Genomic DNA, 22,325 nt, shown 5'->3' on the forward strand with positions numbered 1-22,325 from the left:
TCCGTCAGAAGCCGGGTGCGGCCGGATAGTCCTTAGACGTTGAACTTGAAGAGCATCACGTCGCCGTCGGCGACGAGGTATTCCTTGCCTTCGTCGCGCGCCTTTCCGGCCTCGCGCGCCGCGACCTCTCCGCCGAGCGAGACGAAGTCGTCATAGGCGATGGTCTGGGCGCGGATGAAGCCACGCTCGAAGTCGGTGTGGATGACGCCGGCCGCCTGCGGCGCCTTGGCGCCATGCTTCACCGTCCAGGCCCGCGCCTCCTTGGGACCGGCCGTGAAGAACGTAATGAGGTCGAGCAGCTCGTAGCCGGCGCGGATCAGGCGGTCGAGCCCCGGCTCCTCGAGGCCCATGGCCTCCAAATAGTCCGGCACGTCCGAGTCTGGAAGCTGGGCGATCTCGGCCTCGATCGCCGCCGAGATGATGACGCTCTTGGCGCCCTGGCGCGCCGCCATCTCCTCCACCGCCTTCGAATAGGCATTGCCGGCAGCCGCGTCGCTTTCCGCGACATTGCAGACATAGAGAACCGGCTTGGAGGTCAGAAGATTGAGGTTGCGAAGCTCGCGCCGCCCCTCGGGATCGAGATCGGGCAGAATGGTGCGGGCGGGTTCGCCGTTCTGGAGCTTGGCAAGCGCCGCCTCCATGACGGGGAGCTGCTGGATGGCGTCCTTGTCCTTGCCGCTCGCCTTCTTGCGCGTGGCGACGACGCGACGCTCCAGGCTCTCCAGATCCGAGAGCATCAGCTCGGTCTCCACGGTTTCGGCGTCCGCCACGGGGTCGATGCGGCCCTCGACATGAGTGATGTCGTCGTCCTCGAAGCAGCGCAGCACGTGGACGATGGCGTCCACTTCGCGAATGTTGGCGAGGAACTGATTTCCGAGACCTTCACCCTTCGAGGCGCCGCGCACGAGGCCGGCAATGTCGACGAAGGTGATGCGCGTCGGCACGGTCTGGGCCGACTTGGCGACCTTGGCGATGGTATCGAGGCGTTTGTCGGGAACGGCGACATCGCCCGTGTTGGGATCGATGGTGCAGAAGGGATAGTTCGCGGCCTGCGCGGCGGCGGTCTTGGTGAGCGCATTGAAGAGGGTCGACTTGCCGACATTCGGCAGGCCGACGATTCCGCATCTGAAGCCCATTTCAACTTCCCTGTTGATCTGCGTTTGTTTGCCGCCGAGACGGCCGTGCAATTGAAAATCCGGTCAAGGCGCCGGACACCGTTGTCAGTCTCTGGCGCCGCCGAAGAGCTTTTTTAGCATATCCGCCATCGGCCCTTTCGCCGGCACCTTCGGCTTGGCGGCGGCGGCTCTTGCCTGAAAGACATGGCTTTGGCCCTTCGCCGGCGCCTTTTGCGCCGTCTCGCGCATGGCCGGCGCGACGGCCGATCCCTTGGCGGACGGCGGTTCTTCCGAACTCGTCGCTACCGCGATCCGGTTCATGAAGAGCCCGTCCTCGCCCTTCACCAGCACCTCGGCATGGCGGGCGATGGCGTCCAGCAGCGGGGCGAGCCATTCCTGGTCGGCCTTGGCGAAGTCCGACAGCACGTAAGGGCTGACCAGATCCTTGACGCCCGGGTGGCCGATGCCGATCCGCACGCGCCGATAGTCCTTGCCGAGATGGGCATCGATGGATTTGAGGCCGTTGTGGCCGCCATTGCCGCCGCCGGCCTTCACCCGCACCTTTCCAGGAACGAGATCGAGCTCGTCATGGATGACGACGACGTCGGCCGGGGTCAGCTTATAGAAGCGCGCGGCCTCGCCCACCGCCTGGCCGGAATTGTTCATGAAGGTCGCGGGCTTCATGAGAAGCACCTTTTCGCCGGCGATGGTGCCGTCAGCGATTTCAGCCTGGAACTTCTTGGTCCAGGGGCCGAAGCGATGCGCCCGCGCGATCTCGTCCACTGCCATGAAGCCGACATTGTGCCGGTTGGCGGCATAGCGGGAGCCCGGATTGCCCAATCCCGTGATCAGAAGCATGTCCCGGACTCCCCGTGTTGTGTCGACGACCGGGTTATTCTTCGGTCTTGGCCGTCACGACCTCGGGCTCAGCCGTCTCTGCCTCGGCTTCCTCGGAGAGGAGGGCCGCCGGAGCCGCGATGGTGGCGATGGTGAAGTCGCGGTCGGTGATGGTGAAGCGCACGCCCTTGGGCAGCGTCACCTCCGAGGCGTGGAGCGAATCGCCGATGTCGAGCTTGGAGACGTCAGCCGTCAAGCTGTCGGGGATCGCCGAGGCCGGGCAGTGGATCTCGACCTGATGGCGAACGACGTTGAGCACGCCGCCGCGACGGATGCCCGGGCAGGCGTCCTCGCCAGCGAAGTGCACCGGCACCTCCACCGTGACTTCAGACGTCTCGGAAACGCGCAGGAAGTCCACGTGCATCAGGAAGTCGCGCACGGGATCGAGCTGGTAGTCCTTGGGCAGGACCTTGATCTGTTGTCCGTCGACTTCGACGGTGGCGATCGTGGTCATGAAGCCGCCGGCGTGGAGCTTCATGAAGGTTTCCTTGTAGGGAATGGCGATCGGAAGAGGGTCCTGCTTGGCGCCGTAGATCACGGCGGGCACCATTCCGGTGCGACGCAGGTGTCTGGCGGCCCCCTTGCCGACCTTCTCGCGCAGCTCGGCCTTGACCGTGTAGGTCTCGCTCATGGCTGAAAGTCCTTCGTTTGGTTCGTGAGGTGGTCGCGCCGCCCGGCAATGCCTTTGGACACGACGAAAAGCGGCCTGGAAGGGCCGCTCTCCTCCGCGCTGCCTCCAAGGGTGTCTGCGCGGACGCTGGCGCTTATAGCGGCAGGCGCGGCCGTCGGCAAGGCGCGGACAGTCTCCGGCGGCACATGCTCGACTTTTCCGCCCCACCGGGGCATGTCTCGCGGTCAAGACATGTTATCGCGAAGGAGGATGCGCTGAAAATGGCGAAGAGTCTTCTCGTACTGAACGGCCCGAATCTCAATCTCCTTGGCACCCGCCAGCCGGAGGTCTACGGCTCGACCACCTTGTCCGATGTCGAGGCCATGTGCCGCGCCGCCGGCGAGCGCCTTGGCCTTGCCATCGAGTTTCGCCAATCCAATCACGAGGGCGTCCTGGTGGATTGGATTCACCAGGCCAAGGGGCGGCACTCAGGCATCGTCCTCAATGCGGGCGCCTACACCCATACCTCCATCGCGCTGATGGACGCGATTTCATCCGTGGAGCTGCCGGTCGCCGAGGTTCACCTCTCCAATATCCATCGGCGCGAAGCCTTCCGCCATGTCTCCTACATCTCGAAGGTCGCGCTCGGCATGATCTGCGGCTTCGGCCCGTTTGGCTATGTCATGTCGATCGAGGCGCTTGCCGACCATATAGGCCAAAAGAGCTAATCTGCCTGCCCGCAAGGCAGGCCACGTGCATGGGAGGTGAGAGTGTTTCTTTCGGTCTTCGACCTTTTCAAGATCGGCATCGGTCCGTCGAGTTCGCACACGGTCGGGCCCATGGTCGCCGCCCGGCGTTTCCTGGACGAGATTATCCACGGCGAGTGGCCCCGCCCGCGCGGCGCGCATGTGGCCCGGATCGTGGTGTCGCTTCATGGCTCGCTTGCTTTCACGGGCAAGGGCCATGCGACCGATCGCGCGGTCGTGCTGGGCCTTTGCGGCGAGCATCCCGAGACGGTCGATCCCGAGGCGATTCCCGCCGTCCTGGAGCGGGTGGAGCGTGAGCGGCGCGTGAACCCGCCGGGCCATCCTGGGTATGACTTCGATCCGGCGCGCGATGTGATCTTCGATTTTGAGGAGACGCTGCCGGGGCATACCAACGGCATGACCTTCACAGGCCTGGACGCGGCGGGCGTCGCTATCCTCAAGCGCATCTACTACTCGGTCGGTGGCGGCTTCGTCGCCGACGATGTGGAAATCGCCGCCGCCCGCCCACAGCAGAGCGACGACGATGTTCCCTTTCCCTTCCACAGCGCCGCCGAGGCGTTGGAGATGGCTGCCCGTGCGGGGCTGTCCATCGGCGCGCTGCAGGCGGCCAACGAGGAAAGCCGGCATCCGCGACGCGAGGTCGAGGCGAAGCTGGACGTCATCTGGAACACGATGGATGAGTCGGTCGATCGCGGCCTCAAGGCGCGCGGCGAGCTTCCCGGCGGGCTGAGGGTGAACCGCCGGGCGGCGGCGATCCACGGCCGGCTCGATGCCGATTGGCAGAAGAACATGCTCTCGCCGCTCTCGGCCAACGACTGGCTGACGGTCTATGCCCTGGCGGTGAACGAGGAGAACGCGGCGGGCGGGCGGGTCGTGACCGCTCCGACCAATGGCGCTTCCGGCGTCATTCCGGCCGTCGTCCGCTACTACTTGAAGTTCGATCCGACCGCGAGCCGGGAGGCGGTGCGCGAGTTTCTGCTGACGGCGGCGGCCATTGGCGGTCTGATCAAGCGCAATGCCTCGTTCTCCGGCGCCGAGGTCGGTTGCCAGGGGGAGGTGGGGTCGGCGTCGGCCATGGCGGCGGCGGGCCTGACGGCGGTCATGGGCGGCACGCCTGCCCAGGTGGAGAATGCCGCCGAGATCGCGCTTGAGCATCATCTTGGCATGACCTGCGATCCGGTGGCGGGGCTGGTTCAGATCCCGTGTATCGAACGCAACGCTTTCGGCGCGGTGAAGGCCGTGACCGCCGCCTCGCTGGCGCTCAAGGGCGATGGCGCCCATCGCGTGCCGCTGGACTCTTGCATCGAGACCATGCGCCAAACGGGGCGTGACATGGACTCCAAGTACAAGGAGACGAGCCTCGCCGGGCTTGCGGTCAACGTTCCGCAGTGCTGACCGCGAAAAAAAAAGGCACGACGATGAATCGCCGTGCCCAAAAGGCCCGATGGTCGACCGGGCAACTGCCGCCGGCCGCCGAAGCGGCCGGCGTTGATCATGGGAGAGCCTGCCTTATTCGGCGGCGCCCGCTGGCGCTTCGAAGACCGTCACCTTCGGAAGGTCGCCAGTGAACTTCTCGACATCGGCAATCGCGGTGTGGCCGCAATTGCCCTGGGCCAGCTTTGAGGTTCCGATGTCAACCGTGAGGCAGTTCGGGTCGCCATAGGCATCGAGGCTACCCGGCTTGCCCGGCTCGACGGGGCTGTACCAGGCACCTTCCGAGAGCCGGATGACGCCCGGCAGGATGTCGTCGGAGACGAGCGCGCCGGCCAGCACCTGACCACGGTCATTGAAGACACGCACGACGTCGCCATCGGCGATGCCGCGCTTCTCGGCGTCCTTGGTGTTGATCATGCAGGGCTCGCGGCCCGCCACCGAGTACGTCTCGCGCAGCTTCGTGCCGCAAAGCTGCGAGTGGAGGCGCGAGATCGGGTGCGCGGTATCGACGTGCAGCGGGAACTTGGCCCCCTTGGCGTTGGCGCGCTCCACTGGCTCCATCCAGGTCGGGTGCGCCGGGCAGTCGTCATAGCCCATCTTCTCGATATTGCTGGAGAAGATTTCGATGAGACCGGACGGCGTGCCGAGCGGGTTGAGCAGCGGGTCTTCCCGGAAGGTGCTGTAACGCACGTAGGCCTTGGCCTCGTCCGGCACCGAGAACTCGACGATCCCGTCCTTCCAGAAGGTATCGAAGTCGGGCATGTCGATCTGGCGCTGCTTCGCCTGCTCCTGCGCCGCGTCGTAGAACGACTTCAGCCAGGCCATCTCGTCCTTGTCTTCGGTGAATTCCTTCTCCTTGCCGAGACGCTTGGAGATTTCAGCGAAGATGTCGAAGTCGGAGCGCGCCTCGTAGACCGGGTCGATCACCTTCTTCATGGCGAGGATCGCCTTCAGAGCGTAGTCGCCAACCTGCTCGATGTCGTTGCGCTCGTAGGACGTGGTTGCCGGCAACACGATGTCGGCTTGGCGCGCCGTCGGCGTCCACTGGAAGTCATGGACGATGAACGTATCCAGCTTCTGGAACGCCTTGACCATGCGGTTGCGGTCCTGGTGATGGGCAAAGGGATTGCCGCCCACCCAGTAGGCCATCTTGATGTCGGGATAGGTGTTCTTCGTGCCGTTGAAGTCGAACTCCTTGCCGGGGTTCTCCAGCATGTCGACGATGCGGGCCAGCGGGATCGCCGCAGCACCGCTGGTGGAGAGCCATTCGGCACCCTTCACCGCCTTGCCGCCGTCGGTGATGCCGCTGAGGACCGGGCTGTCGGCGCTGGGCGCACCGCCATTGGCATAATGGTAGGAAAGACCGAAGCCGCCACCGGGTTCGCCGATCTGGCCGAGCATGGAGGCCAGCGTCACCATCATCCAGTGGGCCTGCTCGCCATGATGCTGGCGCTGCATGCCCCAGCCGCCGGCGAGCATCGTGCGCTTCGAGGCGAAGAGGCGGGCGAGTTCCTTGATCTTGTCGGCGGGAACGCCGCAGATCTCCGAAGCCCATTCGGCGGTCTTGGGCGTGCCGTCGCTCTCACCCATGAGGTAGGGCAGGAACTTATCGAAGCCGGTGGTGTAGGTGTCGAGGAAGTCCTGGTTGTGGAGCTTCTCGGTGTAGAGCGTGTGGGCGATGCCGAGCATCATGGCGACGTCGGTCTGCGGCTGAACCGCGACCCACTCGGCATTCATTTCCTTGGCCGTCTCGGTGCGGATCGGGTCGATGCAGATCACCGTCTTGCCGGTCTTCTTGAAGGCTTCCATGCCCTCGAAGCCGCCATGATCCGGGATGACCCAGCCGATCTGGTTGGTCTTGTAGGGGTCGGCGCTCCAGAACACGAGGACTTCCGTGTTGTCGACGACCACGGGCCACGCCGTCTGCTGCTCGTAGACCTCCAGCGTGCCCATCACGTGGGGCATGATCACCTGGGCGGCGCCGGTGGAGTAGTCGCCGATGTGGTTCACGAAACCGCCGGCGAGATTCATCATGCGGCTGAGGAGGGTCCGGCAGTTATGCAGCTTGCCGGGGCTCTTCCAGCCGTAGGAGCCGGCGAAGATCGCCGCCGGGCCGTGATCCTTCTCGACGCGCTGGATCTCCTTGGCGACGAGATCGAGCGCCTGGTCCCAGGACACGCGCACGAAATCGCCCTTGCCGCGGGTCTCGGGCTCGGCGCCGGGGCCTTTTTCCAGATAGGCGCGGCGCACCATGGGATAGCGGATGCGGGTCGGGGAGTAGATGGAGTCCAGAACGCCCGGAAGCTGATGGCTCGGCTTCGGGTCCTTGTCCCAGGCGGCGATGGAGACGGCGCGGCCGCCCTCGACCTTGGCCTTGAAGATGCCCCAGTGCGAACCGGTCATCACTTCGCCATCGGCGCCCTCAGCGCGCGCGCCGAATGTCAGGAGCGACGGCCCGACGAGGCCGGCGGCTCCCAGCATGGCGCTGGTCTTCAGAAACGAACGGCGCGAAACGCCGCTCGCCAACGTATTCTTGATCATCATCGTCATGGCAAATCTCCTCACCATTTCACGTCAATGGGCGATTGCGCTTGCTGCCCGGCACTCGCGGGCAAGGAAGGCGCGAAGGGCGGATGCCGCCGCGGCGTAGAAGCCGAACGGATCACGCGAGAAACAGGCATCCGCGAAAGCCGGAATCCAGCGATCCAGCCGCGTGAGCATGGCGCGCGCCTGCGGATCTCCGGTGGCCGTCAGAAGCGCGGCAATTTCGAGTTCGACCGAGATGTGGTCGGCGGGTTCATGGAAATCGGACACCACGGATAACCCGAGGTGGCGGAGCAGCGCGTCCATTTCCATGGTCGGCTGGCCGAAGGTGCGGTCGCTCTCTCCCACGTGGCAGGACTCGTACGGCGCGACCGTGTTGAAGCCGCCGACGCCGAGGAAGAGATGCGAGAAGGCGACGCCGAGCTGCGCTGTGAGGGCCTTCACATCCGGTTTGGCGGCGAGAAGGCCGCGCATATAGTTGATGTCGGGGCCGAGCGCGGGGTCTTTGGAGAGGCCCTCGAGAAAGGCGGCTGCCGGACCGTGGACGAGCGAAGCGACGGTCTCTTCCGTCGGCGCCTCGCGAAAGAGACCCGCGAACCAGCGCAGCACCAGCAGCCTCTCTTCGAGCGTTTCGGTGATGCCCGCCGCTCCGCCGACGTCGGCGGGAGCGGCGGCGATGGAAATCTCATTCATGGCCGCCCTCCATATCCTTGGCGTGGAGCTGGACGTATTTCTGAAGGAAGCGGAACTGCTCGTCGTCCAGCGGCGCGAAGCGCTTCATGGCGTTGAGCGTGCCGATCCATTGATTGGCGAGGTAATGCTTGGTGTCGGGCAGGGCGTGGCAGCTGCCGCAGGAGGCGCTGTACATCTCCGAGCCGTAGTCCCAGAGCTTGTCCGCGTCCGCCGTCATCTTCTCGTTCTTGACCCAGCCGGTGGCGATGACGTCGGTCCAGTTCTGTCCGGTATCGGCATCCGGCTTGGTCTCGCCCTTCTTGACCTCGTTGGCCGCGGCTGGGGTGAGGGCGACGGCGAAGATGCGCTTGCCCTGATTGGCGTAGAGCATCCGCTCCGCACCTTCCTGCTGCCAGCCTTCGGCTTCGACCTTCAGCCAGTCGCCATCTTTGTCCACCACCTTGAGCGGGGTCGCGGAAAGAACCTTGCCGGCCGCCTTGCCCTTGCCATCCTTGGGCTCTTCGAGGAAGAACTCGGTGGTCTCGAGCGGATAAACGACGTCGCCGGTCTTGGGCGAAAAGTCGCTCGACGCGGCGACGAGGTCGTTGAACAGCGCCTTGTATCCGGCGGCCATGTCGGGGAGCTTGTGGGCGATGCCCTTGTGGCAGGAGATGCAGGTGTCGCCGTTCTGCATAGCGGTCTGCATTTGCTTGGCCGCCTCGGGCTTCTGCTTGTCGAAATCCATGTGGGCGAAGTCGTGGCAGCTGCGGCACGTGGCGGAGTCGGTCTCCTCCATGTGCTTCCACACCTGCTTGGCCAGACGCAGGCGGTTCTGCTCGAACTTCTCCGGAGTGTCGATGGTGCCGCGGATCTCGCCCCAGATGTCGCGCCAGGCATTGAACTTGTCGACATAGGCGGCAAGGCCGGTCTTGCGCTCGTGGCAGTCCGCGCACTCGGCCTGAACGCCGGCCGGGTTCTTGAAATGGATGGACTGGACGTATTCAGGATAGACGTTGTCGCGCATCGAATGGCACGACACGCAGAACTCCAGGCCGCTGGTCTTTTCCATCGCGTAGTGCAGGCCGTTCCAGCCGAGGACGCCGACGAAGATGCCGCCAATGAGAAGGACGCCGAGGCCCCACTTCATGCTAGGGCGCCAGAACGCCTTCCATGCGCGTTTGATCATCGATTCTTTCCGGTCTTCCTGTTGCCAGGACCACCGGTCGTCACCCGGGCCCTGAAGCATCCTTCTTCGGGTGGCGAACATGGCGCGGCGGTGTAAATGACATTTCGGGCGGGCGTAAACGCGAGCGCCAAGTTGTAAATGAGATGAAAATGGCATGCCGGGTGCGACGGCGCGCCGCGCTAGGCGCCCGCCATCCGTGGCTGGTTGATCAAGGTCAACGCGGGCGCGGGCGCCAAGGCGCAGGCTCCAGCGCCAAACGAACCCAGGGAAGGTAAACCCATGTCGGCATCGTCACAGGTTTCGCCCGGTTCCGCCGAGACGTCATCGCCCGCCCTCCCGTTAATGTTCGAGCGCGGGCCGTTCGACAGCGGTCGCGAGGTCTGGCTGGGAGCAATCGCCACGGACGACCGTGCCGGCCTCGACCGACAGCTCGGCGTCATCCTCTCCGAGATGAAGGGGCGTGGCGCGCGCATCATCGGTCTGCTTCAGACTGTCCTCGACGACAGCGACTGCGACTGCTCCAAGCTCGCGGTGCGCGATCTGGCGAGCGACGAACTCATCCCCATCACCCAGTTTCTGGGGCACGAATCTCATTCGTGCCGTCTCGACACGCGCCGCCTCGCTGAGGTTTCCGGGCTGCTGGAGAAGCAGATCGAACCCGGCGTGGAGCTTCTCCTCATCAACCGGTTCGGCAAGGTAGAAGCCGAGGGGCATGGACTCCGTGATCTGATCTGTCAGGCCATCGAACTCGGCATTCCGACGCTGGTCACGGTGCAGACGAGTCATCTCGACGCATGGGCATCCTTCGAGAGCGGCCTCGCCCAATATCTGCCGCCCGAGCCCGAGGTGGTGCGGGCATGGTGCGAGGCGGCCGTCAAGGCGACTGTGGAGCGAAAGGCGATCCGTGTTTGATCACCCACGGGTAACGTTCGAAGGGGACGGCGCGCCGGAACGAAACGAACCAGCCATCGCTATACGGATCTCGGCACCGCCGCGCCATGGCCGTCATTCTTCTCCGCTGCGCTCCGTGCCGCCGGTCGCCGCGCTGCATCGTCTTCTGCGCGACAACGAGCTGTGGCTCGTCCGGCGCACCATCGAGCACCACAAGAAGCGCAACTATCTCGGCTTCGTCTCCACCCTTGAGGAAGCCTGGCGCGCCGCCGTGGTGGGCCTGATCGACGCCCTGGAGGCGGCCGAGGCGAAGAACGGGCCAGTGGGGCCGTTGCTCGCCCGTCTGAACTACGCCGAGGACCCGGTTGCCGGATACGGCATAGAGGTGGCCGAGCGCCACCGCGCCCGTGGCGTTGACCTCGCCCTGTTTCTCGGCTCGCTGAAGATCAGCCGCCAGGCGTTCCTTGATCTCGTCGCCGAATGCGATCTTCCCGCTGCTGTCCGCCGCGGCTATCGCGAGCGGGTCGACAACTATTTCGACCGCGTCGAGGCCGGGCTTTGTTCACGCTGGGCGAGTGTTGATCATGAGACGGATATCGCCGCGCTGCGCGAGCGCAACAGGGCGGTCGTCAACGAGAAGAACAAGTATCTGACGATTTTCGAGAGCCTGAAGGACCCGGTGGTTCTTCTCAACGAACAGGGCGAGATCGAAAATTTCAATGCGGCGGCGGGCGCGCTGGTCGGCATTCCCGCCCGCCCAGGTGCCGCCTATTACGGCGGCCCCCTTCCCGGAGAGGTCAGGGCGGCGCTGAATCACCTCCTGGAGACACGCCGACCGACCTCGGAAGACGGGCGCATCGAATGCATGTTGCGCACGCCCGCCGGCCTCAGATGCTTCGAGGTTCGCCGTCAGGCCATGATGGACGTCTCGCACAAATACTCCGGCGAGGTGGTCATTCTCTCCGACGTCACCGACTACAAAACCGCCTGCGACCGCGCGGAAGAGGCGAGCCGCGCCAAATCCGCCTTCCTCGCCACCATCAGCCATGAGATCCGCACACCCATCAACGGCATTCTCGGCCTCTCCCGCCTCATGCGCGACAACCTCGGTGAAGCTCGCGGCCGACACCATGTCGATGCGATAGCAACCTCGGCGAAGACTCTGCTCGCCACCGTCAATGATATTCTCGACTTCACCAAGATCGAGGCCGGCACCATCGAGCCCGACCCGGTGGACTTCTCGCCATCGGCCTTGCTCGCCGAGGCTCTCGCCCCGTTCGAGGCTCCTGCGCTCGGCAAGGGCCTTTCGCTTTCCTCCTCGGTGGCGCCGGAGGTTCCGGAGCGGGTGCGGGGCGATGTCACCAAGCTGCGGCAGGTGTTGATCAATCTGATCTCCAATGCCGTGAAGTTCACCGAGCGCGGTGCCGTCGTGATCCGGCTGTCGGGCCAGGACCAGGGCGCTCATGCATTTCGGCTTCACATGACGGTCGAGGACAATGGCGTCGGCATCCCGCCGGAGGCCATGGAGACGATCTTCGATCCCTTCGTTCAGGCCGATGCTTCCATCGCGCGGCGCTTCGGGGGAACCGGGATGGGGCTCGCCATCTGCCGGCAACTCGTGGCGATCATGGACGGAGCGGTTTGGGCTGAGAGCCGGCCCGACGGGGGAAGCATTTTTCACGCGACGGCTGTGGTGGAGTGCGCTTCCCCTCAAGATGACCGGGGCGAGGCAGCGCCCTCCGGCGCGCCAGCAACGGACGATGCTTCGCTTTCGGTTCTGATCGTCGACGACAACGATATCAATCTGATGGTGGCCGAGGGCTTTCTCACTCGCTTCGGCCACCGCGCCACGCTTGCGCGTGACGGCACCGAAGCGCGGCAATGCCTTGCAGTCGAGACCTTCGACGCGGTGCTGCTCGACCTCCGTCTTCCTGATGTCGACGGCCTGACGCTTCTCGCCGAACTGCGCGAGCGGGAGCGGCGGGAAGGGCTCGTGCCGGCGGTCGCCGTCCTCTGCACGGCGCAGCGCGACGAGGCGCTGGTCGGCGCAAGTGCCGCTCTCGGCGCCTCCACGCTCGGCAAGCCGTTCGCGCCGGAGGAGCTACGCGCCGCCTTGCGGCAGGCAGCGCCGGAAAGGACCCATGATACCGGCGGGGCGGCCGGCGAGGGAAAAGAGACGGAGCCGATGGTGGACATGACGCTTCTCGGCGAACATGCCGCCATGCTTGGGGCGGCGCCGATGCTGCGCGTGATCGAGGTCTTTCGCGTCTCCGTTCCGCCCATGGTGGAGACGATCGGCCGGGAGGTGGCTGCCGGGCGATTGAGTGAGGCGGGGCGCGAGGCCCACCGTCTGAAGAGCGCTTGCGCCAATCTGGGGCTGAGGCGTCTTGCGAGCCGCGCTGCAGCCATCGAGGCGGCGTGCGGCAGCGGTGCTGGGTCTGAGGCGCGGGCGCAGGCCGAAGGCCTCTCGGCGCTCCTCAGCCTATCGCTGGACGAGCTTTCTCGCTGCTGGGCCGCGCTTGCGGGGAATTGAAGTCGGCGCCGGGCGCCGGACTCCTGCGAAGCGGTTGCCGTTCATCTCCTTGGAGCGCAACGGCGCGGCAAAGACATAGCCGACGCCATGAACTGTCACGATGTGGTGCGGGTTCTTGGGGTCTTCCTCGATCTTGCGGCGCAACCGCCCGACAAGGACATCGATCGTCCGATCGCTGGGCGCCCAGTCTCGGTGGCTGACGCAGTCGAGCAAACTGTCGCGATTCATCACCTGGCCCGGACGGTTGAGAAAGGCGCTGAGCAGCTCGAACTCGCCGCGCGTGAGCTTCACCTCGGTGCCGTCCGGGGCGAAGAGCAGCCGGCCGGAGAGGTCCAGGACCCAACCGTCGAAATGTTTCTCGCTGCCCGTGCCCATGTCGGCGGCCGCGGCCCGCGCCGCGACGGTGCGGCGCAGAAGGTTGCGCGAGCGGGCGAGAAGTTCACGGGCGTTGAAAGGCTTTACGACATAGTCGTCGGCGCCCATCTCGAGCGCGACGATCCGGTCGATGACGTCAGTTTTGCTCGTCACCATGATGACGCCGACCTCGGAGACCGAGCGGATGTCCCGCAGGAGATGGAGACCATCGACCCCTGGCAGGCGGATGTCGAGAAGAACGAGATCCACAGGCTCGCGCGCCATCAGTTCGGCCATTCCCTGGCCATCGTCGAGGGCGCTCACGCGGTAGCCTTCGGCACTGAAGTAGGCGGTCAGCATTTCGCGCGCGACGGGATCGTCTTCAACCACCAGGATGTGATGGGGCGCCATGGGTGTCTTCACCTTCTCATTGTCATTGCGGCCGCGCCGGGCGTTCCGGCGGGGCCGGACAGCCAAGCAGCAGTATCCTTCCTTCGTCCGGCGGCTGCCGGATACGGCGCGGAAGGTCGCCGGAGCTGTCAGCCGCCCAGAGCCGACATGTGGCGGGCCAGCGCCGGCTGGCCGTCTCGATCGATCACGAAGTCATGGCCTTCCGGCTTCTCGCCGATCGCGCGATCGATGGCCGCCATCACCGGCCCGTCGCTCTCCGAGTTCCGCAAGACAGATTTGAGATCGACCCAGCCCTCCTGGCCGAGACAAGTGTAGAGTTCGCCGGTACATGACAGCCGGACGCGATTGCACCCTTCGCAGAAGCAGCTCGTGAGCGGCGTGATCAGGCCGATGCGCCCGCCGGTCTCCGCCACCCGCATGTAGCGCGCGGGCCCTCCGGTGCGGTCGGGCAGGGGCGTGAGGCTCCAGCGCTTTTCGATCGTCTGCACGAGGTCCGTCAACGGCAGATACTGATCTGCCCGATCGGCCTCGATCTCGCCGAGCGGCATGGTCTCGATGAAGGTGAGGTCCATGCCCTGACCATGGGCAAAGGCGATCATGTCGTCGACTTCCTCGGGCGTCGAGTCCTTCAGGGCGACGGCGTTCAGCTTGATCTTGAGGCCCGCGTCCTTCGCGGCCTTGAGCCCGTCCATGACGTTGGAGAACGAGCCGCGCCGCGTCAGGGCGCGGTAGCGGTCGGCATCGAGGGTATCGAGCGAAATGTTGATGCGCTTGATGCCGGCCTGCGCCAGATCCTCGGCGTAGCGCGAGAGGAGGGTGCCGTTGGTCGTCAGCGTCAGTTCGTTGAGCCGGCCGGATTTCAGGTGACGCGACAGCGACTGGATGAGGCTCATGATGCCCTTGCGCACCAGCGGCTCGCCGCCGGTCAGCCGCAGCTTGTTGACTCCGCGTTCGATGAACATCGTGGCGAGGCGGTCGAGCTCCTCCAGAGACAGGAGCTCCTTGTGCGGCACGAAGGTCATGTGTTCGCACATGCAGTAAACACAACGCAGGTCGCACCGGTCGGTGACGGAGACGCGAAGATAAGTGACGTGACGACCGAACCGGTCGATCAGCGAACAGGTCATTCCATTCCTCCGCCCGAGGGGCGCAGCCGCTCTTCGGCGTCTTTCGTGTCCGGTTCGGCTCCTCGGCCGAACGCATGTTGTCGGTCGCCTTGGTGCTGGAAGTGAGCTTGCCACGCGCCTGCGGCCGATGTTCGGGTTGGTTTCGGAGCAGTGAGGACGACATCCTCACCGCTCCTGCCCGTCCCTCTCGCGCACCATAGAGGCAATCACCGAGGCTCGTTTGATCCCGGTCAAAGTGGACGAACTGTTGAAACTTGTCCCTGGAAGGCGGCGCGCATCTCAGCGCTCGGGGTGGTTGTGCTCATCCTCGCCGCGATGAACGTGGACCTCGTCGCTGACGTGCCGATGTCGGTGGAGCCGGGCGGGTGTGAGGCTTCCGTTCTCCAGCAGTACCGCCCGCGTCGTCAGCCCTTCCAGAAACCTATGGTCGTGCGAGACGATCAACATGGCGACCTGCGTTTCCGCAAGAATTTCTGTCAGGCGGCGAAGATGGGCTTCATCCAGCGCATTCGTCGGCTCGTCGAGGAGTAGGGCCTCCGGCTTCATGGCAAGGACGGAGGCGAGGCTGACCAGCCGCTTCTCGCCGCCCGAAAGATGATGGGTGATCCGCTCCTTCAGGTGGAGCAGGCCGAGCTGTTCCAGTGTTTCCTCGGCGCGCCGCGCAGCATCGGGCAGGGAGAGCCCCAGATTGAGCGGGCCGAAGGCAACGTCTTCCATCACCGTCGGTGAGAAGAGTTGGTCGTCGGGATCCTGGAAGAGCAGGCCGGCCCGCGCCCGAACCTCGCGAAAATCCTTTTCGACGCGGCGCTCGGCTCCGAATGCGATCAGGCGCCCGCTCTTGATGCTCTCGAGGCCGACGAGGGTTCTGAGCAAAGTCGTCTTGCCCGCGCCGTTGGCTCCGACCAGCGCCAGCCGCTCGCCCGGATCGAGCGTCAGCGATATCCGGTCGAGAACGACGCGGCCGGAACGGGACACGGTGACGTCGTCGAGGGAGAAGAGGGCTGTCACGCGATCCGATCCGCAAGGAGTATGAGGGCGAGGGCACACGCGAGAAGGCCCACGAAGGCCGCATCGCGCGCGCCGAAGGTCGAGGTCGACAGCAGGGGGAAGCGGCCGTTGAAGGCGCGGCAGCGCATTGCCTCATCGACCCGTTCCGCCCGTTCCAGGGCCTTGACCAGAAGCTGGCCGAAGAAGTGGGCGAGCGTCCTTGCCGTGTGGCGGGAGGTGCGCGGAACGAAAGCCCGCGCGCGCAGCGAGTCGTGAAGCCGCCGTGCCTCTTCGCCGATCAGCGTGACATAGCGCGCAGAAAACAGGACGAGATGGACAAGCTTGGCCGGGACACCGAGGCGGGCCAGGGCATGGGCGGAGCTCACCGGTTCCATTCCCGACAGCAGGGTGAAGAGGATCAGGATGGAGAGGTTGGCGCGAAGCAGCAGAAGGACGGAGAGATGAAGCCCTTCCTGCGACAGGGCAAGCGGGCCGATATGGGCGATTGGCGCACCCGCGACGGTGAAGGGCAGCAGCACGACGAGGATGACGAGGAAGCCCTCGACATGGGCAAGGCGCCTGAGGACGCGCCCGATGGATAAGCCCGCCAGGGGGATCAGGGCAAGGCTGATGGCGAGCGCGCAAAGGAGCGCAAGCGGAGAGCGCAAGACGAGCACGCAGACAATAGCGGCGAAGGCGGCAAGGACGCGTGTGCGCGCGTCCAATGCGTCGAGACGGGCATTGCCACTAAGCCTCAGGGAGCCGAACGTCTCGCTCACGCGCTTGGGTCCGACCGGTGGGCGCTTCCCTTGCGCCGCGCCATGGCCCAGGCGCCGAACCCGGCGAGGCCGACGATCATCCCGACGCCTCCCATGATGTCGTTGAAGCGAAGGCGTCCATCGGCTTGCGCATAGGCTTCGAGCAGGGGGCGCGTCTGGCGCTCGACCGCGGCATCCACCGAAGCGTCGATCATCGCCTGAAGCGTCTTCGGGTCGACGGTGATCGGCGCCGGGTTGGCGGGATCGGGCGCGGCGTTCGAACTGGATGATGCGGAAACCGAGCTGGGAGAGGCTACAAGCTGCTTTGCTCCAGCCGGCGCAGCGCCGGAGAAGCGCTCGGCGGAAACCGTCTCGCTGGCGAAATGTCCTTCGCCCGTGTCGACCGTCAGCACGTATTCGGCGGGCGACGGCGCGGTCCAGGAAAAGCCGCCCGCGTCATCCGTCTTGCCGACGTAGACCTCCCCGCCATCCTTAGCTTTCACGGTGAAGGCGACGCCTTGGGGGCGACCGCCGCCGATGAAGAAGGCATAGCCGGAGACGGTCATACCCTCGACGGTGGCGAACAGCTTCAGCCGGTGCGCGCTGGCTGGCGCCGTCAGGCCCGACAAGGCGAGTAGGCATAGCAAGAGGAGCGCGCCGAGGCGCGACAGCGGTCTCATTCGGCGGGCTCCGGAAGCGTTCCGGCGAAGAGAGCCTCCGGCTTCACCTTGCCGAGATAGCCGGCGATGAGCGCGGTGATCACGCCTTCCGCCGCAGCAAGGGGGAGATAGGTCGCGGCGATGATGGCAAGCGTCGGCGCATAGGCAGGCGACGACAGCCAGAGAGAGAGGCAGAGCAGCGCGGCCGTGCCGAGGACGGACAGGGCGCCGACCATGCCGGCGAGAGCAACGCACCGGCTCGTCGGCGCCTGCGCCATCAGCGGGCGTGCGGCGAGCGCCAGGAGAACCCCCGGCAGGGCCATGTTGACCGTGTTTACGCCCAGACTCGTCAGCCCGCCCATGCCGAAGAACAGCGCCTGGAGAAGCAGGCCGACAAAGATCGCCGGGAAGGCGCCGAGGCCGAGGATCAAGCCGGCGAGCCCGCCGAGGAGAAGGTGAACGCTGGTCGGCCCGATGGGCACCGCCACGAGCGACACGACGAAGAAACCCGCCGACAGGATCGCCGTCTTGGGAATATCGCGCTCGTCGAGCCCCTTGAGGGCAAGGGCCAGCCCGCCGATGCAGAGCGCGCCACCGCCGATCAGGACAGGCGCCGAGAGAATGCCGTCGGGAATATGCGCCATCGTCGCGCCCTTATTGCTTGATGAGCAGCTTTGACGCCGCCGACATGTCGCTCGCCTTGACCCAGATCAGGCCGCCGAGTTCGCTGTCCGCCTCGCTGCCGTCGGGGGCCTTGGTCTTTGGTCCGTCGATCAACGCCGCAAAGCCCCACCAGCCGGCATGGGGCATGGCATAGGCGAAGACGCCGTTCCCATCGGCCTTGATGACTTGAGTGATGAAGGCCTCGTTGGGCGTCGTCACCGAGCCGTCATTGACCCATTCGACCTCGATTTCCGCGAAGGGTACGGGCTTTCCGTCGTTCCGGACGATGCCGCGAAAGAGATTGCCGGTCCAAAGCCCCGTCGGGCGAACGAGGGGCTCGATCTCGACCGGCAGGCCGACCATTGCGTCCCAGCCTTCACCGGAGGCGTAGGAATCGACGATCACCTTGGAATAATGCGTGATCCACTTCTTCTCCGCCTGCTCCCAGTAGGGCTGGGGCTCAACGAAGTAGACGGCCGCTCCGGGCTCCTGAAGCGTGTCGGAGAGTGTCCATGCCGATTTGCCGTCGACCTTCTTCTCCTCGATAGCCGGGGTCAGGTCGCGCACCGCGCCATTGGCCATAACGCCGACGCGTGCCGGCCGCGCCATGTCCATGGTCGGCCCGCGCTCCATCGGATGGGTGAAGACAAGATCGATCGTGACGGTTCCGCCCTCCGGCAGAACGTCGTCCGACGGCAGGATCTCCTGAAAATGGGCGGCGGCCGGCGTGGCGACGAGGGCAAGGAGAAGGGCGGAAACGGCAAGACGCATGGCAACATGACTCTGCTGGACAAGATGCCACGATAATAAGACGAGTTTCAGAGAACGTCATACAAAAATTGTCGCAGCGTCCGCGTTTCGCCGGCCAGGGGACGACAGGGATCAATCGTCCTTGGTTTGTCCGTGCGAGTGCGAGTGCGAATGGGAGGAGCCGTCTTCATGGGAATGGTCGTTGTGGTGCGAGTGCCCGCCTTTGCCTTCACTCTCCACTGAGCGCTCAAGCGGCACGGCCACCACCTGGCCATATCGAACGCCGCGCTCCGCGATGATCTGCGCGCCCATGTCGCGGATATCCGCCAGCTCGCCCCTGAGCACGGAAACCTCCATGCAGGTGTCGGAATCCAGATGGACGTGGAGCGAGGAAAGCGACAAATGGTGATGGCTGTGGAATGTCCGCGTCAGGCGCTTGGAGAGCTCGCGGGCGGCGTGGTCGTAAACATAAACCAGCGCGGCGACGCCCGGCCCCTCGTCAGCGGTGCTGTCAGACTTCTGGAGCAGGCCGTCGCGAACCAGATCGCGCACCGCTTCCGAGCGGCCCTGATAGCCGCGCTCGCTCGCGAACCGATCCACTTCGGCAAGAAGATCCTCGTCGAGGGTGATGGTGACACGCTGCATGATGGGAACTCCGTTTCCACGGCTTCGATTGAGCCGAATGTGCCGCCATCGCGACAGGGGAGGCAAGAACCACCGATCGTTCGCTGGCCTCTCGTCTCGCACGGCTCATGGAAGTGCTGTATGGCGTGATTGACCGGAGATAAAGGAGGAAAACCATGACGATCGCGAAACGCGCCTTTGGGCGCACCGGTTGGACCGTGTCGGAGATCGGCTTCGGCGCCTGGGCGATCGGTGGCTCGTGGGGCGACGTCGGCGAGGCGGAGGCCAAGGACGCCTTGAACGCCGCGCTCGATGCCGGCGTGTCCTTCATCGACACGGCGGATGTCTATGGCGACGGGCGTTCGGAGAAGATTATCCGCGATGTTCTGAAGGCGCGGGGCGGGGTGGGGCCAATCGTCGCCACCAAGGCCGGCCGGCGCCTCGATCCGCACGTGGCGGACGGCTACACCAAGGAGAACCTCACCGCCTTCGTCGATCGCAGCCTAAAGAATCTCGGGCTCGACTGTCTCGATCTCGTCCAGCTTCATTGTCCGCCGACGGAGGTCTTCTATCGGCCCGAGGTCTTCGCCGCTCTCGACGACCTCGTCGCTGCCGGAAAGCTGCGTCACTACGGCGTTTCTGTGGAGAAGGTCGAGGAGGCGCTGAAGGCGATCGAGTATCCCGGCGTCGTTTCTGTCCAGATCATCTACAACATGTTCCGCCAGCGCCCCGCCGGGCTGTTCTTCAGGGAAGCCAAGCGGCGCAATGTGGCTGTGATCGTGCGCGTGCCGCTGGCAAGCGGCATGCTGACGGGCAAGATGAAGGCCGACACGGCGTTCTCCACCGATGACCACCGCGCCTTCAACCGCCACGGCGAGGCGTTCGACGTGGGCGAAACCTTCGCGGGCGTGCCCTACGACGTCGCGCTGGCGGCGGTCGAGGAGTTGAGGCCGTTGGTGCCGGCGGGCGCGACGATGGCGCAAATGGCCCTCAAGTGGATTCTCATGGAGGAGGCCGTTTCCGTGGTCATTCCGGGCGCCAAGAATCGCGCCCAGGCTGAAGCCAATGTCGCCGCCAGCGCGCTTGAGCCTCTGTTGCCCGAAGCGATGGAAAAGGTGCGCGCCATCTACGAGGCGAAGATCGCACCACACGTTCACCACCGGTGGTAGCATTTTCGCTTCGAATGGTGACGACGCCCTTCAGAGACCGACGATCGGGCTGGACCTTGGCAATCTAAAAGTGCAAAAAACGAATCAGGTCGGCTGTTGAACGAGGAGGCGGGACGAATTTGGCGCCCCGCCCGCAGAGATAGGATGCGGCTCTTCGCTGAAGGATGCGACGGGCACGTTTGTGTGTGGAGGCAGAGCGCGCGAGCCGATGTGCCGGATCGCGCTGTTTTCTGCCTCGGTGTGAGGCTTCCGGTTGCCTGGCGGTCTCTCAAGGCTCGTCAGCGGAAGTCGGTCGGTGCGGAAATATCTCGTTCCTGCGGCCATCCTGGTCGTCTCTTGTGCCTTCGCTCTCGCCCTCGCGGCGCTGGTGTGGCGCTCGGGCACGGATGGCGACCGGCTGCGCTTCGACGGGTTTGCCGATGACGCGGTCGGCAGGATCGGAAACCGAATCTCGCTCCATATGTCGCTGCTCGAGGCGACGCGCGCGCATCTGCGCGTCACCAACGAGCTGCGCAACAAGGACGCGTTCTCCGCCTATGTGTCCGGCCTCGACCTTTCCCACCGCTACGGAGGCATCCAGGGCATCGGCTATGCCGAGGCGGTGAGGGCAGGCGATACGGCGGAAGCCGCGTCCTTCCTGAGCTCGACCTACAACATCGAAACGGGTGTCTGGCCGGCTGAAACCGACCAGCCAGTGCGCACGCCGATCCTGCTGCTCGAGCCGCAGGACCGCCGAAATCAGGCGGCGATGGGCTACGACATGCTGTCGAATCCGGTTCGGCGGGAGGCCATGGTCCGGGCGGCGCGGGAGGATACCTTCGCCGCCACCGGCCCGGTTGAGCTCGTCCAGGAGATCGATGAGAACCGGCAAGCCGGATTTCTCGTGTATCTGCCACTCGAGACGGAGGGTGCTTCCGCCGATGCGGGCAAGGCGGTCCTCCTGGCGAAAGGGTTCGTCTATGCGCCATTCCGCGCCGGCGACTTCATCACGGCGGCGCTGTCCTCCGGCAGCGCGCTTCCTCTGAAGCTGCGGCTCTATGACAGTCGCATTGCCCCTGAGCAGCTTCTCTTCGACAGCACCGGAGCTGGCCCGTTCGAAACGACGGGCGACTTCAGAACGTTCAGGCGCATCGATTTCGGTGGCCGAAACTGGATCGTCGATTTGGCGCCGGGAGAGGATTTCTCCCGCACGGCGTCGGACCTGCCGGCGGTGCTCCTGGCGGTGCTTGGTGTCGCGCTGTCCATTCTGCTCTCGGCGCTCGCCTTTCTCCAGGCGCGCCGGGCCGAGGCTGTCGCGGCGCTGGCGGCGGCAAGCGCTGAAAGCCTCGCCCAGAAGGATCTTCTCCTGCGCGAGATGAACCATCGCATCAAGAATTCGATCACGAGAATGCTGGCGATGGCGCGTCAGACCAGCCGGCATTCGAGCGATATGGACGAATTCATGATGTCCTATGAGGCGCGGCTCGGCGCCATGGCCAAATCCCAGGAGATCCTGACCCGCTCGGGCCGGCGCGGCGCCACGGTGAAGGAATTGCTCGAGGCCGAGCTTGGTCAAGTGTTCGGCGGAAGCCTCCAAAATTGCGAGCTCTGCGGACCCGAGGTTGAGATCGACGAGAAGGCGGTTCAGGCGCTTGGCCTCACCTTCCACGAGCTGGCGACCAACGCCCTGAAGTACGGAGCGATCGCCGAGGACGATGGAACTCTGACGGTTGTCTGGAGCCTCACGGCGGGCGAGATCGCCATCGAGTGGATGGAGAAGGGCGCCGAACGACCGGAGCGATCCGAGCCCGTTCGCAAAGGCTTTGGCACGCGGCTCATCGAGATGAACATCGAGCGGGAGCTGGGTGGCCGTATCGAACGCAATTTTGCTGCGTCGGGTCTCACCGTGGCGCTGCGTTTCCCCCAGGCGGCCTCCATTGCCGCCAACGCGCGCCCAAAGCAATCAGCGACGGTCGGCCAAGCCTGACGCCGGCAGGCGCGGCGTGGCAAGCCTGATTTGTTCGTCTCTCTTGCTTCTTTTCGGCAAATCGGCTAATGGCCGATGCCCTGACCAACGAACCGGAGGAGAAGTGCATGATGCAGAATGACTTCGTATCCGGTCCCGCGCGCGCCTAATCATCCCGCGCCCGCCCGCCTGACCGCCGGGCCTTTTCCATCCTCCAACGCATTTCGCT

The 22,325-nt window shown here is 65.0% G+C and carries 20 protein-coding genes; 6 read left to right on the forward strand and 14 right to left on the reverse strand.

The features are described 5' to 3' along the window. Positions 1-32 precede the first annotated feature (32 nt). From ychF to B5D38_RS05370, 3 genes are all read right to left on the reverse strand, one after another. Complete coding sequence (gene ychF, locus B5D38_RS05360; protein ID WP_078707345.1) at positions 33-1,136, reverse strand: redox-regulated ATPase YchF; 1,104 nt, start codon at positions 1,134-1,136, stop codon at positions 33-35. Between the two features lie 84 nt (positions 1,137-1,220). Further along, positions 1,221-1,973, reverse strand: a complete 753-nt coding sequence (pth, locus tag B5D38_RS05365) for an aminoacyl-tRNA hydrolase (RefSeq protein WP_078707346.1) — start codon at positions 1,971-1,973, stop codon at positions 1,221-1,223. Between the two features lie 34 nt (positions 1,974-2,007). Beyond that, positions 2,008-2,643 carry a 50S ribosomal protein L25/general stress protein Ctc gene (locus B5D38_RS05370; RefSeq protein ID WP_078707347.1) on the reverse strand — a complete coding sequence of 212 codons (636 nt, stop codon included), beginning with the start codon at positions 2,641-2,643 and terminating at the stop codon, positions 2,008-2,010. Between the two features lie 260 nt (positions 2,644-2,903). Between B5D38_RS05370 and aroQ the strand changes: the two genes are divergently transcribed. Then, on the forward strand, positions 2,904-3,350 hold the full coding sequence (aroQ, locus tag B5D38_RS05375; RefSeq protein WP_078707348.1) for a type II 3-dehydroquinate dehydratase: 447 nt from the start codon (positions 2,904-2,906) through the stop codon (positions 3,348-3,350). Between the two features lie 42 nt (positions 3,351-3,392). Further along, positions 3,393-4,784 carry an L-serine ammonia-lyase gene (locus tag B5D38_RS05380; RefSeq protein WP_078707349.1) on the forward strand — a complete coding sequence of 464 codons (1,392 nt, stop codon included), beginning with the start codon at positions 3,393-3,395 and terminating at the stop codon, positions 4,782-4,784. A 114-nt stretch (positions 4,785-4,898) separates the two neighbouring features. Here B5D38_RS05380 and torA read toward each other — a convergent pair whose 3' ends face one another. From torA to torC, 3 genes are read right to left on the reverse strand one after another with little or no spacing between them, the layout of a single operon-like run. Next, on the reverse strand, positions 4,899-7,373 hold the full coding sequence (torA, locus tag B5D38_RS05385) for a trimethylamine-N-oxide reductase TorA (protein ID WP_078707350.1): 2,475 nt from the start codon (positions 7,371-7,373) through the stop codon (positions 4,899-4,901). A 24-nt stretch (positions 7,374-7,397) separates the two neighbouring features. Continuing rightward, positions 7,398-8,060, reverse strand: coding sequence for a molecular chaperone TorD family protein (locus tag B5D38_RS05390; protein WP_078707351.1), 663 nt, complete (start codon positions 8,058-8,060; stop codon positions 7,398-7,400). After that, on the reverse strand, positions 8,053-9,225 hold the full coding sequence (gene torC / locus B5D38_RS05395) for a pentaheme c-type cytochrome TorC (protein ID WP_078707541.1): 1,173 nt from the start codon (positions 9,223-9,225) through the stop codon (positions 8,053-8,055). The genes B5D38_RS05390 and torC overlap by 8 nt, the downstream gene beginning before the upstream one ends. A 279-nt stretch (positions 9,226-9,504) precedes the next feature. Between torC and B5D38_RS05400 the strand changes: the two genes are divergently transcribed. Beyond that, entirely contained in the window at positions 9,505-10,137 is a 633-nt protein-coding gene (locus B5D38_RS05400) for a DUF2478 domain-containing protein (RefSeq protein WP_078707352.1), read from the forward strand. After that, on the forward strand, positions 10,130-12,649 hold the full coding sequence (locus B5D38_RS05405; RefSeq protein ID WP_078707353.1) for a hybrid sensor histidine kinase/response regulator: 2,520 nt from the start codon (positions 10,130-10,132) through the stop codon (positions 12,647-12,649). Before B5D38_RS05400 ends, B5D38_RS05405 begins: the two co-directional genes overlap by 8 nt. On the opposite strand, the gene B5D38_RS05410 is transcribed toward B5D38_RS05405, so the two are convergent. The 8 genes from B5D38_RS05410 to nikR form a co-directional block, all read right to left on the reverse strand. Continuing rightward, a complete protein-coding gene (locus tag B5D38_RS05410; RefSeq protein ID WP_425349312.1) occupies positions 12,599-13,480 on the reverse strand; it encodes a response regulator in 882 nt (293 codons plus the stop codon). The genes B5D38_RS05405 and B5D38_RS05410 overlap by 51 nt on opposite strands. Positions 13,481-13,542: 62 nt before the next feature. Further along, on the reverse strand, positions 13,543-14,541 hold the full coding sequence (gene moaA / locus B5D38_RS05415) for a GTP 3',8-cyclase MoaA (RefSeq protein WP_078707354.1): 999 nt from the start codon (positions 14,539-14,541) through the stop codon (positions 13,543-13,545). Between the two features lie 279 nt (positions 14,542-14,820). Next, a complete protein-coding gene (locus tag B5D38_RS05420) occupies positions 14,821-15,549 on the reverse strand; it encodes an energy-coupling factor ABC transporter ATP-binding protein (RefSeq protein ID WP_078707355.1) in 729 nt (242 codons plus the stop codon). Beyond that, positions 15,546-16,307: a cobalt ECF transporter T component CbiQ gene (cbiQ, locus tag B5D38_RS05425; protein ID WP_165690792.1), complete on the reverse strand. Its 762-nt coding sequence runs from the start codon at positions 16,305-16,307 to the stop codon at positions 15,546-15,548. The genes B5D38_RS05420 and cbiQ overlap by 4 nt, the downstream gene beginning before the upstream one ends. Further along, positions 16,304-16,966, reverse strand: a complete 663-nt coding sequence (locus B5D38_RS05430; protein WP_116002586.1) for a cobalamin biosynthesis protein CbiM — start codon at positions 16,964-16,966, stop codon at positions 16,304-16,306. The genes cbiQ and B5D38_RS05430 overlap by 4 nt, the downstream gene beginning before the upstream one ends. Then, positions 16,963-17,589 carry a cobalt transporter CbiM gene (gene cbiM, locus B5D38_RS05435; RefSeq protein WP_078707357.1) on the reverse strand — a complete coding sequence of 209 codons (627 nt, stop codon included), beginning with the start codon at positions 17,587-17,589 and terminating at the stop codon, positions 16,963-16,965. The genes B5D38_RS05430 and cbiM overlap by 4 nt, the downstream gene beginning before the upstream one ends. A gap of 10 nt (positions 17,590-17,599) precedes the next feature. Beyond that, positions 17,600-18,379, reverse strand: a complete 780-nt coding sequence (locus tag B5D38_RS05440; RefSeq protein WP_078707358.1) for a DUF4198 domain-containing protein — start codon at positions 18,377-18,379, stop codon at positions 17,600-17,602. 111 nt (positions 18,380-18,490) lie between these two features. Beyond that, entirely contained in the window at positions 18,491-19,003 is a 513-nt protein-coding gene (gene nikR, locus B5D38_RS05445) for a nickel-responsive transcriptional regulator NikR (protein ID WP_078707359.1), read from the reverse strand. Positions 19,004-19,164: 161 nt separating this feature from the next. On the opposite strand from nikR, the gene B5D38_RS05450 reads away from it, so the two are divergent. Together B5D38_RS05450 and B5D38_RS05455 are read left to right on the forward strand one after the other, a co-directional pair. Then, positions 19,165-20,151 (forward strand): aldo/keto reductase, encoded by a 987-nt coding sequence (locus tag B5D38_RS05450; protein ID WP_116002595.1) that lies wholly within the window; start codon positions 19,165-19,167, stop codon positions 20,149-20,151. 295 nt (positions 20,152-20,446) lie between these two features. Next, entirely contained in the window at positions 20,447-22,117 is a 1,671-nt protein-coding gene (locus B5D38_RS05455) for a CHASE domain-containing protein (RefSeq protein WP_078707361.1), read from the forward strand. The last annotated feature ends 208 nt before the right edge of the window (positions 22,118-22,325 follow it).

It is taken from the genome of Consotaella salsifontis (assembly GCF_900167365.1).
Classification (GTDB): domain Bacteria; phylum Pseudomonadota; class Alphaproteobacteria; order Rhizobiales; family Rhizobiaceae; genus Consotaella; species Consotaella salsifontis.